Below are 13,776 nucleotides of genomic sequence, written 5' to 3' on the forward strand. Positions count from 1 at the left end.
CCCTGCCTTCGCGTGCAGTCGGCCGACAGATGGTCTGCCGCCGAGCGCTCTCAGGCGCCGATGGCTCCGGCCGGCACGCGGAATGCGGCGAACTGAGGCTCGAGATCGCTGGAGATCCTGGCGTTCACGAGGGTGCCGTCTTCGACGTACTCCGTGGAGATCACGCGGCCCTTCTCGTGCAGGAGCGAGATCAGATCGCCGCGGTCGTACGGCACGACGAGCTCGATCTCCAGGCTCGGGTCCGGCAGCAGCTCACCGATCGCCGTGAGGATCTCGTCGATGCCCTCGCCGGTGCGGGCAGAGGCGAAGATCGCGCGTGGCTCGAGCCCGCGCAGCACGAGACGGGTGTCGTCGTCGATCAGGTCCGCCTTGTTGAACACAACGAGTTCGGTGATGCCGCGGGCGCCGACCTCGCCGACGACGTCGCGCACGGTGGCGATCTGGCTGGCCGGGTCTGGGTGCGAACCGTCGACGACGTGCACGATGACGTCGGAGTCGGCGATCTCCTCGAGGGTGGAGCGGAACGCCTCGACGAGCTGGTGGGGAAGGTTCCGCACAAAACCGACGGTGTCGGCCAGCGTGTAGATGCGGCCGTCGGCGGTGGTGTTCTTGCGCACGGTGGCGTCGAGGGTGGCGAAGAGCGCGTTCTCGACCAGCACACCGGCGTGAGTGATGCGGTTGAGGATGCTCGACTTGCCCGCGTTCGTGTAGCCAGCGATAGCGACGGACGGCACCGAGTTCCGGCGGCGGTTGGCCCGCTTGGCCTCGCGGGCCGGCTTCATGGCCGCGATCTGCTTGCGCAGCTTGGACATGCGGGTGTGGATGCGGCGGCGGTCGAGCTCGATCTTGGTCTCACCCGGTCCGCGGCTACCCATACCGGCGCCCGCGCCACCGACCTGGCCACCGGCCTGGCGCGACATCGACTCGCCCCAGCCGCGCAGGCGCGGCAGGAGGTACTCGAGCTGGGCGAGTTCGACCTGCGCCTTGCCCTCGCGGCTCTTCGCGTGCTGGCTGAAGATGTCGAGGATGACGGCGGTGCGGTCGATGACCTTCACCTTGACGACGTCTTCGAGTGCGCGCCGCTGGCTGGGGGCGAGCTCTGTGTCGGCGATCACGGTGTCTGCGCCGAGGGCCTGCACGATCGCGGCGAGCTCCGCCGCCTTGCCGCGGCCGAGGAAGGTGCTCGGGTCGGGGTGGGCACGGCGCTGCAGCAGGCCGTCGAGCACCGTTGCACCGGCGGTCTCGGCCAGCGCCGCCATCTCGCGCATGGAGTTCTCGGCGTCATCCTGAGAGCCCTGGGCGTAGATGCCGATGAGAACCACGTTCTCGAGCCGGAGCTGGCGGTACTCGACCTCTGTGACGTCCTCGAGCTCGGTGGAGAGGCCGGGAACGCGGCGGAGGGCCTTGCGATCCTCGCGGTCGAGCTGCTCGCCGTCGCCGATGCTGTCAGCGCCGGCCTCCGTCTGCAGCGCCTGCGCGCCGGAGGAGAAGAGTGAGTAGGCCGATGAGCGCGATTCGGCGCTCGCGAGCACCCGAGCGACGACGTCGTCGCTCGGGCCGTCGGCGGTGGCGGCAGTGTCGTTGGGAGAGTTCTCGACGTCAGTCATTGCCTTCAGTTTACCGGTTGTAATCTGCGATAGATTCGATCCCATGGCTTCAGAGCATTACTTCAGCGCAGATCCGGGGAGTGAGCTCAAACTGCGTCGCATCACCGTGCGTCTCGGCGGGCAGGACCGTGAGGTCACGACCTCCAACGGAATCTTCAGCCCCGACCACATCGACCAGGGCACCGAGGTGCTGCTGCGCTACGCGCCGGCAGCCCCGGAGAACGGCGATCTGCTCGACCTCGGCTGCGGCTGGGGGCCGATCGCGCTCACGCTCGCGCTGGAATCGCCGGGGGCGACGGTCTGGGCCGTCGATGTGAACGACCGGGCTCTCGAACTCGTGCGCCGCAATGCCGCAGAGCTCGGCCTCGAGAATGTGAAGGCCGTGCGGCCGGACGAGCTGCCGGACGGCATCGAGTTCGCCGCGATCTGGTCGAACCCGCCCATTCGGGTGGGCAAGGCCGAACTGCACTCGATGCTGCGCAAGTGGCTCCCCCGGCTCGCGCCGGGCGCTGATTCCTACCTCGTCGTGCAGCGCAACCTCGGATCCGACTCCCTACAGCGCTGGATGGAGACCGAGTTCGCCGATCGCCTCGTCGTCGCGCGCGAGGCCATCAGCAAGGGCTTCCGAGTGCTGAAGGTCTCCCGCGGCGCATAGCTCGCTCGCTCAACGAGGCAGCGGGTTCGGGCCCGTCGCCGTGACCAGCCGCTGCGGAATCCAGCCGTCGACATGGTGGAAACCGTCGAACGTGCCGCCCTGCAGCTCAACCACCGCGCGCAGCGAGCGGCGATGGAACTTCACGTGCGTGAAGTCCTCGAAGAGGATGTAGTACGGCTCGTTCCACTGGTTCTGGAACTGTTGGCCGGTCAGCGCCGCCCGATTCCGGCGGGAGAACGCGTCGACCGCCTCGCCGACGACCACGCCGATGTGCTCCATGCCCATCTTGTAGACACGCTGGTGCACGGGCGGGATGAGCTCGATGAGCGGGATCGTCTGGCCATCGAGGACTCTGAGCGGCTCAGCGAGGAGAATCATGGACATCGGCCGCCCGTTCCAGACGTTCTCCATGTTCGCGATGGCGTGGCGTTCGAGCAGGGTGCGCAGGTGCAGATACTGGTCCCACTCCGGCACGCGAACGGCGAGGTGGCTCAGCTCGTACGGCGCGATGTCGATGTCCAGGGCGAGCAGGCGGTCGCGCTGCTGTGCGGCGAACGCCCGATAGTCGCCGATGATGTCGCCAACCGGATCGGCCATCGCCTCCTCCTCTCGGCCGCCGTCCTGGGACGGATCTGCGGCGAATCTATCAGGCCACCGCACGCGACGCGACGGAGCGAGCCGCCCCGTCGGATCGCGTCAGCGTCGCCCAACGCTCCCCAGCTCGACCGGCTCGACCAGCTCACCGATCTCGGAGCGCACCCACCTCGCACCAGTGGCGCGACGCTCGGCCCCGGTGCTGAAACGGTAGAGGAACACGCGGGCGCGCACCCAGCGCGGTGCTCCGGTCGGGAACGGGTTTCGGCGCAGCAGTCGCAGCGTCCGCGCGTCCCCCTCGAGCAGGCGGACGAGGAAGGTCTCGAACCAGCGCGTGTCGCGCGACCCCAGCGCGAGGAACCACATCAGCCAATCCAGCCGCAGGTGGTACGGGGCGAATTGGCGCGGCATCCGCATGGGATCCCCCGGCTTGCCCCGGAACTCATACGCCTCCCAGACGGCGCCCTCCCCCGGCTCGGCGTCGTCGCAGCCCTCGACTACCACCTCGAGGCGCCGTTTGGTGACGGTGCCGAACATGCCGTAGGCGTTCACCAGGTGGTAGCGGTTGAAGCTCGCGTTCATCAGCTGATGGCGGGAGAGCAGGTTGCGGGCCGGCCACCAGCTGAGCGCGACGAGTAGCACGGTACCCGCGAGCACGATGACGACGAACCACACGGGCGCATCCGCGGGGGCGTGCGACTCCGGCAACACGGGTAGGAGCGCGCGGAGGGTGGTGTCGTCGATCGCCGAGAAGGCGAGCACGATGGTCAACCAGTTCAGCCAGGCGAAGTTGCCGGTGATGATCAACCAGAGCTGGGTGCCGATCAGGATGCCGGCGGCGACGGATGCCACGGGCTGCGGCGCGAACAGGAAGAACGGCACGAGCAGCTCGGCGATGTGGTTGCCGAGCACCTCGCAGCGATGGAACCACCGCGGCAGACGGTGTGCCAGCCGGCTCAGGGGGTTCGGCATCGGCTGCGTCTCGTGGTGGTAGTCGAGCGCCGTGAAGTCCCGCCACTCGCGCCCGCCGCGGATCTTGATGAGCCCGGCGCCGAGCTCGAGACGGAACAGCAACCAGCGCAGGTAGATGATGATCAGCAGCGGCGGGGCCACCTCATCGGAGCCGAGGAACGCGACGACGAATCCGGCCTCCAGCAGCAGGCTCTCCCAGCCGAAACCGTAGAAGACCTGCCCGATGTTGACGATGGACAGGTACACGGCCCAGAGCATCAGGAACGCCAGCATCGGCAGCCACGGCGGGCCGAGCTGAGGCAGACCGAGCACGAGCGCCGCCGAGACCGCCACAGCGAACCACGCGAGCGCCAGCAGCATCCGGTCGGAATAGCGCCAGTGGAACAGGCTCGGAAGCTCGCGGAAGCGGGTCCGAGCCAGGAGTCGGGGTGCTGGCAACAGCCCGTTTTCGCCGACGAGCGCCGGGAACTGGTTGATGGCCGAGACGAAGGCGATCACGTAGACGGCAGCGACTCCCCGTTGCAGCACGAGCCGCGCAATGTCGTAGTCCCCCGCGTCGAACCAGTCCATCTCGCATCCACGCTAGGCGTATCCCCAGCGCACGGCTACCCCGCGCGAGGAGTGCGGGGGTGGCACTACAGTTGCGCGCATGTGGATCGGATGGCTGGAGCTGGACATCCTGCTCGGTGACGTGCACTCCCTCAAGGAGAAGCGCTCCGTCGTCCGGCCGTTGGTGGCAGAGCTCCGACGACGCTTTCAGGTGAGCGTCGCCGAGGTCGACCATCTCGATCTGCACCGGCGCACGGCGATCGGGGTCTCACTGGTCGCCGCCGACCGCGGCCACGTCACCGAGGTGCTCGATGCGGTGGAGCACTTCGTGGCGTATCGGCCCGAGATCGAGCTGCTCTCGGCGCACCGCGCCGACCGCACCACCGGCGACGACTGAGCCGTCACCGGCCGGAGGCTGCCTCTAGCCCAGGCTGAGCACGCCGTCGAAGACGAGCTCCGCCGGCCCGGAGAGCGCAACGTGCTCGCCGTCTTCCGTCGGGAACATCCGCACGCCGAGCACACCGCCTGGCACCTCGACACGCCACTGGTTCGGCGCGCCGGCACCCGCCCAGTGCCGCACCGCGAGGGCGGCGGCCGCTGCCCCCGTTCCGCAGGACTGAGTCTCGCCGGAACCGCGCTCGTGCACCCGCATGCGGAAGCGCCCGACGCCGTCGTGGACCAGCGGATCGGCCGGCACGACGAACTCGACGTTGGCGCCATCGGCCGGAGCCGGTTCGAGCTGCGGGATGTAGCCGAGGTCGGCCGCTTCGAGTTCGGCCTCGTCGGCCAGCGCGACGACGACATGCGGGTTGCCGACGTTGATGCCGAGACCGGGCCGGGCGACGGGCAGGTTCTTGGCACGCACGAGCGGTTCCCCGCCATCGAGCCGCCAGCGGCCGAGATCGACCTGGAATCCGTTGCGGTTGCCCTGCACATCGCGCACGCCCGCCCTGGTTCCGATCGGGAGCGTATCGCCGTCGGCGAGCACGGCGAGGCCCTGGTCGAGCAGGAAGCGGGTGAAGACGCGGATGCCGTTGCCGCACATCTCGGACGGGGTGCCGTCGGCGTTCCAGTAGTCCATGAACCACTCGGCGTCGCCGTCCTCGGCGAGGGCCGCTGCACCCTCCGGGAGGCGGCTCGAGCGCACGGCGCGGATCAGCCCATCACCGCCGATGCCGAAGCGGCGATCGCACACCGCGGCGATCTGGGCCGGGCTCAACGGGTTCAGCCCGTCGGGGTCAGCGAAGAGCACGAAGTCGTTGCCCGTGCCCTGGCCTTTGGTGAAGTGCAGATCGAACGCCATGTGCCCAGTCTAAGTGGCGGGAGTGAGGCCTTCAGCGGACGAACGCCACGCGCGCAGTGCGGCGTCGGTGCGCGCCTCCGCGGCATCCGCCCCTTCGCCCTCGACCGCAGCGGCGAGCCAATGCGCGTGCGGGTAGCGCTTGAACCAGCTCACCTGGCGGCGCGCGTAGCGACGTGTGAGCTGCTGCGTGGCCTCGATGGCCTCCGCCTCGCTGCTGCGCCCGTGGATCTCATCGATCGCTTGGGTGTAGCCGATCGCCCGGCTGGCGGTGACGCCCTGTTCGATGCCGAGCGGCAACAGCGCACGCACCTCGTCGAGCAGGCCGTCCGCCCACATTTGTTCGACCCGGCGGTCGAGCCGCGCGGTGAGCGTCTCGCGCTCGGCCGCGAGTCCGACGATGGCGAGCGGATGCCACGGCACGGGCTCATCTTGCAGCGCGGCGGCGTTCGGCTCCCCTGTGACCGCGATGACCTCGAGCGCGCGGACGATGCGGCGGCCGTTGCTGGAGCCGATGCGGAGCGCGGTGGCCTGGTCGAAGGCGGCGAGGCGGCGGTAGAGGGTGCCGGTGCCGAGAGCGAGGAGTTCCTCCTCAAGTGATGCGCGGATCGCCGGGTCGGTTCCTGGGAAGCGGAAGTCGTAGACCAAGGCAGAGACGTAGAGCCCGGAGCCGCCGACGACGATCGGCACGGCGCCGCGGGCACGGATGTCGTCGACGATCGCCCTGGCCCGTTCCTGGTAGCCGGCGACAGTCGCCTCGTCGCGCACGCCCAACACGTCGAACATGTGGTGCGGGATGCCGCGGCGCTCGGCGAGGGGCAGCTTCGCCGTGCCGATGTCCATGCCGCGGTACAGCTGCATCGCGTCGGCGTTGACGATCTCGGCGGCGATGCCGTCGGCGGCGAGCCGCTCCGCGACGTCGAGCGAGAGTGCCGACTTGCCCGTTCCGGTTGCGCCAACGACGGCGATCAGCGCGTGCCCGTCCGGGTGCGCCGGCTGTTCACCGCTCACTAGCGCAGATCGTCGTCGACGTTGTAGATCGGCACGGTGCTCGCGCCTGCGCCCAGGCCCGCGCTCTGGCCGACGTTCAGGGGCGAGCCGACGCGGAGCGTCGGGAAGCCGAGCAAGACGGGCCCGACGGCGCCGCCTTGCGTGCCCGCTGCGCCCGTTGCTGTCGGGACGCCGCAGGACTCCGCCTCCTGGCGGTCCCAGGCGTCCCCGGCGCGGGTGCGTCGGATCGTGAGCGGGGCGTCATCGGCGGAGTCGGCGATGAGGAAGAAGGGCGCGGCCTGGCTCACCGTGACGGTGACGACGTCGCCTGGGCGCGGGGTCTCAGATCCGGCCGGCACCTCGAAGTGCACGAGCCTGCTGTCCTCAGCACGCCCGGAGAGACGGTCGGTGTCGGCATCCTTCTTGCCCGCGTGGTTGGTGACGAGCACCTCGACCGTGCGACCGACGACCTTCTCGTTCTCCTCCCACGCGATGCGGTCCTGCAGGGCGACGAGACGCTCGTAGCGTTCCTGGACGACCGCCTTGGGCACCTGGTCCGGCATCGTCGCGGCCGGCGTGCCGGGGCGGATCGAGTACTGGAAGGTGAAGGCCGTCGCGAAGCGCGCCTCCTCGACGACGCGCAGCGTCTCCTGGAAGTCCTCCTCGGTCTCGCCAGGGAAGCCGACGATGATGTCGGTGCTGATCGCGGCGTTCGGGATGCGCTCGCGCACGCGCTCGAGGATGCCGAGGAACTTCGCGGAGCGGTAGGAGCGGCGCATCGCCTTCAGGATGCGGTCGGACCCCGACTGCAGTGGCATGTGCAGCTGGGGCATCACCGAGGGCGTCTCGGCCATGGCCTCGATGACGTCGTCGGTAAACGCGGCGGGGTGGGGGCTCGTGAAGCGGATCCGCTCGAGGCCCTCGATGGCGCCGGCTGCACGCAGCAGCTTTCCGAAGGCCAGGCGGTCGCCGAACTCGACACCGTAGGAGTTGACGTTCTGGCCGAGCAGGGTGACCTCGATGGCGCCGTCGTCGACGAGTGACTGGATCTCGGCGAGCACCTCGCCCGGGCGGCGGTCCTTCTCCTTGCCGCGCAGGGCGGGCACGATGCAGAAGGTGCAGGTGTTGTTGCAGCCGACCGAGATCGACACCCAGCCGCTGTAGCTCGAATCGCGCTTGGTCGGCAGCGTGGACGGGAAGGTCTCGAGCGATTCGAGGATCTCGATCTGCGCCTCGTCGTTGTGGCGTGCGCGCTCGAGCAGGCTCGGCAGCGAGCCCATGTTGTGCGTGCCGAAGACGACATCCACCCACGGGGCCTTCTCGAGGATGACGTTCTTGTCCTTCTGGGCCAGACAGCCGCCGACGGCGATCTGCATGCCCTCGTGCTTGCGCTTGATGGATGCCAGGTAGCCGAGGTTGCCGTAGAGCTTGTTGTCGGCGTTCTCCCGCACGGCGCAGGTGTTGATCACGACGACGTCGGGCTCGACGCCGTCGGCTTTGACGTAGCCGGCCGCCTCCAGCGATCCGCTCAGCCGCTCGGAGTCGTGCACGTTCATCTGGCAGCCGTAGGTGCGCACCTCGTAGCTTCGGGCACGACCGTCGGGATTGTGCGATGCCGTGGACGGCGCAATGACGGTGGGGGCTTCGCTGACGGTGCTCATGATGGGCTCTAGTTTAGATCAGCGAAAGCGGACGCCGCCTGATGGTCGCTTGCGCCCGGCCAGTGCGGCCTTGACGGCATCGCGGACGACACCGGACGGGTAGCCCTTGCGCATCAGGAACCCGGTAAGGCGGCGCTCTGCCGTTGCCTCGTCATAGGAACTGAGCTGCCCGGCACGCTTCACGGCCAGTTCGAGTGCTCGAGCCCGCTCCTCGTCCTGGTCCGATTCGCCGAGGGCCTCGCTGATGACGATGGGGTTGATCTTGCGTCGGCCGAGTTCCTGCCGGATCGACGACGAGCCCAGGCCCTTGCGCCGCCGCAGCTGGTCGACGAGGTTCTCGGCGAGCCGCATGTCGTCGAGGTAGCCGAGCCGCTCGATGCGCTCGATCCACTCCTCGAGCTGCTCGGCCGGCAGACCGTTCTGTTCGAGGAACTGTTCCGCCTCGGCGATGGAGAGGTCGCGCCTGGCGAGCTTCTTGATGAGGGCGTTCTCCAGGGCGGCCGGGTCGAACTCCGCCTCGGCCTCCTCCTCGACTTCGTCGCTGTACTCGGCGGTCCAATCGCCGGGCTCGGCGACGACAGCGCGGTCGTCGTCACGGTCGAAACCGCGTTCCGGCGCCACGAATGGACGCCGGAACGCGGTGGATTCGATCCCGGATGACGCGGCGACGTCGATCCCCGGTGCCGCCCAGGGCAGGTAGCTGACCGTGGCCAGGGCGGCGTCGCGCTCGGCCGGTGTGTCGGCCGGGGCTTCGGTCGGAGACTCGGCTGCCGGTGTCGGAGGGGCGGGCGGAGCGCTCCGCAACGCGATGAGCGGCGTGACAGTTTTCACGGCTGTGTTCGCTGTGACCGTGTCGGCGGGCCGGGCGACCGGCCGAGCAGGGGGCTGCTCGGCCGGCACGTCGGCGCCCGCGTCCTGGGTCACCTCGGCGTCACCGTCGTTCTCATCGTCACGCCGATCGTTGTCACCCGGAGCGCCACCGCCCCACCATCCGATTTCCATGATGAATGGGCTGCCTAGGCGCCCTTGCGGGCCTTCAGCTTCGCAACCAGCGGCTCCTCGACGGGGGCAATGCCGGCCGCGGCATCGGCTGCGGCCTGCTTGGCCGCCTCCGCCGCCGCCGCGGCTCCGGCCGCACCGATGCCGAGCTTGCCGAGGATCCGGTTCTCGATCTCGAGTGCGATGTCGGGGTTGCGCAGCAGGAAGTTGCGGGAGTTCTCCTTGCCCTGGCCGAGCTGGTCACCCTCGTAGGTGTACCAGGCACCGGACTTCTTGACGATGCCGTGGTCGACACCGAAGTCGATCAGGCTGCCCTCGCGGGAGATGCCGACACCATAGAGGATGTCGAACTCCGCCTGCTTGAACGGCGGGGCCATCTTGTTCTTGACGACCTTGACGCGGGTGCGGTTACCGACGGCATCCGTGCCGTCCTTCAGCGTCTCGATACGCCGGATGTCGAGGCGCACCGATGCGTAGAACTTGAGTGCCTTACCGCCGGCGGTGGTCTCGGGGCTTCCGAAGAAGACGCCGATCTTCTCGCGCAGCTGGTTGATGAAGATCATCGTCGTGTTGGTCTGGCTGAGGCCACCGGTCAGCTTGCGCAGAGCCTGCGACATCAGTCGGGCCTGGAGGCCAACGTGGGAGTCGCCCATCTCGCCCTCGATCTCGGCGCGCGGCACGAGGGCGGCGACGGAGTCGATGACGATGAGGTCGATGGAGCCGGAGCGGACGAGCATGTCGGCGATCTCGAGGGCCTGCTCACCGGTGTCCGGCTGCGAGACGAGCAGCGCGTCGATGTCGACGCCGAGCTTCTTCGCGTACTCGGGGTCGAGCGCGTGCTCGGCGTCGATGAAGGCGGCGATGCCACCAGCGCGCTGGGCATTGGCGATGGCGTGCAGGGTGAGCGTGGTCTTACCCGAGGATTCCGGGCCGTAGATCTCGACGATGCGGCCGCGCGGGAGCCCGCCAATGCCGAGCGCGACGTCCAGGGCGATCGAACCGGTGGGAATGGTCTCGACGGGGGCGCGCTCGTCGCTGCCGAGGCGCATGACCGAGCCCTTGCCGAACTGGCGGTCGATCTGAGCGAGAGCGGTTTCGAGTGACTTCTCGCGGTCTGCGGGTGATGGCATTTCATTCTCCTTGACTGGGTTCGGTGCGCCTATAGGCTGTCGTGTTCGTGGCGGCGGATCCGGTCTGCCCGACGCGATTTCTCGTGCGTCGAGCACCCTTCATCCTCTGAACCGGGCACGGACTGACAAGGCAGTCAGCAGTTCGTCAGCTGATGTTTTCGACTGTACGCCTGGCCACCGACACGGGTTCGTGCACGGGTGGATCGGTGGAAAACAGTCAGCTCAGGTCCTGCTGTGCAGGAGCCTAGTACGAACCGAACAGATCTTCGACATGAATGCGGCGTGTCGCCCCAAGGAATCGAACGCAGCGGAATCGAGCGCAGCGGATCCGAGCGCAGAGCAATCGTTCGCCGGTGGAGTCACGCCCGGATGAACCCCGCTGCCTCAGCGGGCGGAAGCCGGCTTCGGCAGCCCGACGCCGTAGCGTCGCTCGCTCGGCACGTCGGTGGCCTCGCAGAGCGCCAGCCACACCTCGCGCGGCGGGGTACCGGCGCGGAGGGCCTGTTCGCCGCTGCGGTTGCCGAGGGTGGGCAGCACGAGGTCATTCAGCACTACGGCCGCGTAGGCGTCACCGAACTCGGTGGCCATGGCCAGGTTGAACTCACTTCGACGCATGCTGCAACGCTAAGCGAAACAACGCCGGCCGGTCAAAAGACCGGCCGGCGTTGTCGAGTGCGTTCGGATGGCGGCAGCACACCTCTGCCGGCATCCGTCAGAGCCCGTGAATGGGCTCAGCGCACCATCATGTCTGCATCGAAGTTCGCGACGAACTCGTCGGGAACCGTGTCGGGAATCGGCTCAATGCCCTCGAGAACGGCGAGACGATCGCCGACCTCGCGCATGATGACCGAAATCGGAGTGTCGAGGGCATCCGCAACCGAAGCGAGGATCTCGCTTGAGGCTTCTTTCTGACCGCGCTCCACTTCACTCAGGTAGCCCAAGGCGACACTCGCCTTGCTCGCAACCTGACGGAGGGTGCGACCCTTCTGAAGTCGGAAGTCCCTGAGCACATCGCCGATTTCTTGACGTACAAGAATCATCGGAACCTCCTTCATAGCTTCTGTGAGCTGTATGCCACGGTCCACCGGGCCGTGTCGGGGAGGTCAGTCTAGCCGAACCCCCGTTGCATCAACACTATCGGTGCACACTGGACTTAAGTTGTGAATTCGTCGGGTGTAACCGCTGCTCTCTCCTGTCTATTCCGCATTGCTCGAGGACGTCGCGTGTTGCACGGCCACGGCCTCCGTCGACATCAGCGGCGTCGACTCATAGCGAGCGCGACGGTGCTTCAACCAGATGCCGGCGAGGATGATGGCGGCCATCGACCCGTAGGTGATCCACGAGAACGGACTGTGCACGAGGTAGAGCAGATCGCCTTGGCTGATGGCCATCGCCTTGCGCAGTTGCTCCTCGGCCATCGGGCCGAGGATGCCGCCGACGACCATCGGCGCCACCGGGTAGCCGTAGCGGCGCATGAAGAAGCCGATGAGCCCGACGACGAAGAGGGTCACGGTGTCGAAGACGTTGAAGTGCAGCGCGTAAGCGCCGAGCCCCGCGAACGCCAGAATTCCCGCGTAGAGGTAGGGGCGCGGGATCTGCAGCACCTTGACCCACATTCCGATGAGCGGCAGGTTGAGCACGAGCAGCATGACGTTGCCGATGTACAGGCTGGCGATCAACGCCCAGACGAGGCCCGACTGGGTTTCGAACAGCATGGGACCCGGGCGGATGCCGTAGCTCTGGAACGCCGAGATGATGATCGCCGCCGTTGCCGTCGTCGGAAGCCCCAGCGTGAGCAGAGGCACGAGCACGCCGGCCGCCGCCGCGTTGTTGGCCGCCTCCGGGCCGGCGACGCCTTCGATCGCGCCGCGGCCGAACTGCTCTCTGGCTGCGCCCTTGGCGAGCTTGCGTTCACCGGCGTAGGACAGGAACGTCGCGACATCCGCGCCGCCTGCGGGAATCGTCCCGATCGGGAAACCGATCGCCGTCCCCCGCAGCCACGGCCGCCACGAGCGCTTGAAGTCCTCCTTGCTCATCCAACTGCGCCAGCTGCCGCTCACGGGAACGAGGTGGATCGGCCCGTTGCGCAGGCGGGACGCCACGAAGAGAGTCTCCCCCAGCGCGAACAGGCCGACGGCGATCAGGACCACGTCGATGCCGTCGGCCAGGCTCGGGACGCCGAAGGTGAACCGCTGCTGCCCCGTGAGCACCTCGGTGCCGACGAGCCCAAGCACCAGGCCGAGTCCGAGAGAAACCAGCCCACGCGGAACGCTGGAGCCGAGAAGTGCGCCAACCGTGAGGAACGCGACGACCATGAGTGCGAAGTAGTCGGAAGGCCCGAGTTGGACCGCCAGCTTCGCGATGCCCGGAGCCAGGAAGGTGAGCAGCACCGTTGCGATGGTGCCGGCGACGAAAGAGCCGATCGCCGCCGTCGCGAGCGCCGTGGCCCCGCGCCCGGCCTTCGCCATGCGATTGCCCTCGAGCGCGGTGACGATCGACGCCGACTCTCCGGGGGTGTTGAGCAGAATCGACGTCGTCGAACCGCCGTACATGCCGCCGTAATAGATGCCAGCAAAGACGATCAGTGCACCGGTTGGGTCCAGCGTGTAGGTCAGCGGCAGAAGCAGCGCAACCGTCATCGCGGGGCCGATGCCCGGCAGCACTCCGACGGCGGTGCCGATGAAGACGCCGAAAAGTGCGTAGAGCAGATACATCGGCTGGAGGGCGGTGCTGAAGCCCTCCAACAGTCCGTTGACGCTATCCATGGAAGATCGGAATCCATTCCAGAAGGGGCCCGGGCGGCAGGGAGAGCCCGAGCCAGACGCCGAAGACGAGTTGAGTGGTCAGGCCGAGGCCGACGCCGATCAGCAGCCCCATCCACCAGCGCTGTGCGCCGAGCGCCCACGCGGCACCGGCGAACAGCACGGCGACGGCGAACGGCCAGCCGATCAGCTCGATGAGTACGACCTGAGAGAGAAAGAAGACACTGAGCTTGATGACGGTGAGCCAGTCGGTCGGCGCAGTCGGGTCGATGTCCTCGCCCTCCTCGGCGTCGCCGCGCTGTCCGCGGGCGACCCCGACGAGCACGGCAATGGCCGCCGCGAACAGCAAGACACCGACGAGATACGGAAACACCCGGGGTCCGAGCACATTGGCCGAGCCGGGCGGTGTGCGGATGAAGCCGGCGCCGATGATCGTGTACAGGCCCACACCGGCACACGCCGCGGCGAACACGTACTCGCCGATCGGGCGGATCGGGCGGGAGGGGGTTTCCCCCGGCGACGTGCCGCCGGGGGAAACCAGGGTCTGGTCAGTCATC

The 13,776-nt window shown here is 68.1% G+C and carries 14 protein-coding genes; 2 read left to right on the plus strand and 12 right to left on the minus strand.

Annotated elements, in window-relative coordinates; all coding sequences use genetic code 11:
- Window positions 1-50: 50 nt before the first annotated feature.
- A complete protein-coding gene (gene hflX / locus EV379_RS10155) occupies window positions 51-1,607 on the minus strand; it encodes a GTPase HflX (RefSeq protein ID WP_130506035.1) in 1,557 nt (518 codons plus the stop codon).
- Window positions 1,608-1,650: 43 nt separating this feature from the next.
- Here hflX and EV379_RS10160 point away from each other — a divergent pair, with 43 nt between their 5' ends.
- The gene (locus EV379_RS10160; RefSeq protein ID WP_130506036.1) at window positions 1,651-2,262 is read left to right on the plus strand and encodes a class I SAM-dependent methyltransferase; all 612 of its coding nucleotides are present in this window, start codon (window positions 1,651-1,653) and stop codon (window positions 2,260-2,262) included.
- 9 nt (window positions 2,263-2,271) lie between these two features.
- On the opposite strand, the gene EV379_RS10165 is transcribed toward EV379_RS10160, so the two are convergent.
- Complete coding sequence (locus EV379_RS10165) at window positions 2,272-2,859, minus strand: VOC family protein (RefSeq protein ID WP_130506037.1); 588 nt, start codon at window positions 2,857-2,859, stop codon at window positions 2,272-2,274.
- Window positions 2,860-2,958: 99 nt separating this feature from the next.
- Complete coding sequence (locus EV379_RS10170) at window positions 2,959-4,398, minus strand: lipase maturation factor family protein (RefSeq protein ID WP_130506038.1); 1,440 nt, start codon at window positions 4,396-4,398, stop codon at window positions 2,959-2,961.
- 79 nt (window positions 4,399-4,477) lie between these two features.
- On the opposite strand from EV379_RS10170, the gene EV379_RS10175 reads away from it, so the two are divergent.
- Window positions 4,478-4,774, plus strand: coding sequence for a DUF503 domain-containing protein (locus EV379_RS10175; protein WP_130506039.1), 297 nt, complete (start codon window positions 4,478-4,480; stop codon window positions 4,772-4,774).
- A gap of 24 nt (window positions 4,775-4,798) precedes the next feature.
- On the opposite strand, the gene dapF is transcribed toward EV379_RS10175, so the two are convergent.
- The 9 genes from dapF to EV379_RS10220 form a co-directional block, all read right to left on the minus strand.
- On the minus strand, window positions 4,799-5,680 hold the full coding sequence (gene dapF / locus EV379_RS10180; protein WP_130506040.1) for a diaminopimelate epimerase: 882 nt from the start codon (window positions 5,678-5,680) through the stop codon (window positions 4,799-4,801).
- 9 nt (window positions 5,681-5,689) lie between these two features.
- Window positions 5,690-6,688, minus strand: a complete 999-nt coding sequence (gene miaA / locus EV379_RS10185; RefSeq protein ID WP_242616320.1) for a tRNA (adenosine(37)-N6)-dimethylallyltransferase MiaA — start codon at window positions 6,686-6,688, stop codon at window positions 5,690-5,692.
- Complete coding sequence (miaB, locus tag EV379_RS10190; protein WP_130506041.1) at window positions 6,688-8,328, minus strand: tRNA (N6-isopentenyl adenosine(37)-C2)-methylthiotransferase MiaB; 1,641 nt, start codon at window positions 8,326-8,328, stop codon at window positions 6,688-6,690. Before miaB ends, miaA begins: the two co-directional genes overlap by 1 nt.
- Before the next feature lie 18 nt (window positions 8,329-8,346).
- Window positions 8,347-9,330 (minus strand): regulatory protein RecX, encoded by a 984-nt coding sequence (locus EV379_RS10195; protein WP_130506042.1) that lies wholly within the window; start codon window positions 9,328-9,330, stop codon window positions 8,347-8,349.
- A 14-nt stretch (window positions 9,331-9,344) separates the two neighbouring features.
- Entirely contained in the window at window positions 9,345-10,457 is a 1,113-nt protein-coding gene (gene recA, locus EV379_RS10200) for a recombinase RecA (protein WP_130506043.1), read from the minus strand.
- A gap of 384 nt (window positions 10,458-10,841) precedes the next feature.
- Complete coding sequence (locus EV379_RS10205; protein ID WP_130506044.1) at window positions 10,842-11,072, minus strand: DUF3046 domain-containing protein; 231 nt, start codon at window positions 11,070-11,072, stop codon at window positions 10,842-10,844.
- 116 nt (window positions 11,073-11,188) lie between these two features.
- Window positions 11,189-11,497, minus strand: a complete 309-nt coding sequence (locus tag EV379_RS10210; protein WP_120256811.1) for a helix-turn-helix domain-containing protein — start codon at window positions 11,495-11,497, stop codon at window positions 11,189-11,191.
- A gap of 156 nt (window positions 11,498-11,653) precedes the next feature.
- Window positions 11,654-13,222 carry a tripartite tricarboxylate transporter permease gene (locus EV379_RS10215; RefSeq protein WP_130506045.1) on the minus strand — a complete coding sequence of 523 codons (1,569 nt, stop codon included), beginning with the start codon at window positions 13,220-13,222 and terminating at the stop codon, window positions 11,654-11,656.
- Window positions 13,215-13,775, minus strand: a complete 561-nt coding sequence (locus EV379_RS10220; RefSeq protein ID WP_130506046.1) for a tripartite tricarboxylate transporter TctB family protein — start codon at window positions 13,773-13,775, stop codon at window positions 13,215-13,217. Before EV379_RS10220 ends, EV379_RS10215 begins: the two co-directional genes overlap by 8 nt.
- Window position 13,776: the final 1 nt, after the last annotated feature.

This window comes from Microterricola gilva (assembly GCF_004217495.1).
GTDB lineage: Bacteria > Actinomycetota > Actinomycetes > Actinomycetales > Microbacteriaceae > Microterricola > Microterricola gilva.

Coding starts and splice junctions, on each gene's coding strand:
- EV379_RS10195 (WP_130506042.1), bottom strand. CDS start 9,330: ATGGAAATCGGATGGTGGGGCGGTGGCGCTCCGGGTGACAACGATCGG.
- EV379_RS10220 (WP_130506046.1), bottom strand. CDS start 13,775: ATGACTGACCAGACCCTGGTTTCCCCCGGCGGCACGTCGCCGGGGGAA.
- EV379_RS10210 (WP_120256811.1), bottom strand. CDS start 11,497: ATGATTCTTGTACGTCAAGAAATCGGCGATGTGCTCAGGGACTTCCGA.
- recA (WP_130506043.1), bottom strand. CDS start 10,457: ATGCCATCACCCGCAGACCGCGAGAAGTCACTCGAAACCGCTCTCGCT.
- EV379_RS10165 (WP_130506037.1), bottom strand. CDS start 2,859: ATGGCCGATCCGGTTGGCGACATCATCGGCGACTATCGGGCGTTCGCC.
- EV379_RS10170 (WP_130506038.1), bottom strand. CDS start 4,398: ATGGACTGGTTCGACGCGGGGGACTACGACATTGCGCGGCTCGTGCTG.
- EV379_RS10215 (WP_130506045.1), bottom strand. CDS start 13,222: ATGGATAGCGTCAACGGACTGTTGGAGGGCTTCAGCACCGCCCTCCAG.
- EV379_RS10175 (WP_130506039.1), top strand. CDS start 4,478: ATGTGGATCGGATGGCTGGAGCTGGACATCCTGCTCGGTGACGTGCAC.
- EV379_RS10160 (WP_130506036.1), top strand. CDS start 1,651: ATGGCTTCAGAGCATTACTTCAGCGCAGATCCGGGGAGTGAGCTCAAA.
- miaB (WP_130506041.1), bottom strand. CDS start 8,328: ATGAGCACCGTCAGCGAAGCCCCCACCGTCATTGCGCCGTCCACGGCA.
- dapF (WP_130506040.1), bottom strand. CDS start 5,680: ATGGCGTTCGATCTGCACTTCACCAAAGGCCAGGGCACGGGCAACGAC.
- hflX (WP_130506035.1), bottom strand. CDS start 1,607: ATGACTGACGTCGAGAACTCTCCCAACGACACTGCCGCCACCGCCGAC.
- EV379_RS10205 (WP_130506044.1), bottom strand. CDS start 11,072: ATGCGTCGAAGTGAGTTCAACCTGGCCATGGCCACCGAGTTCGGTGAC.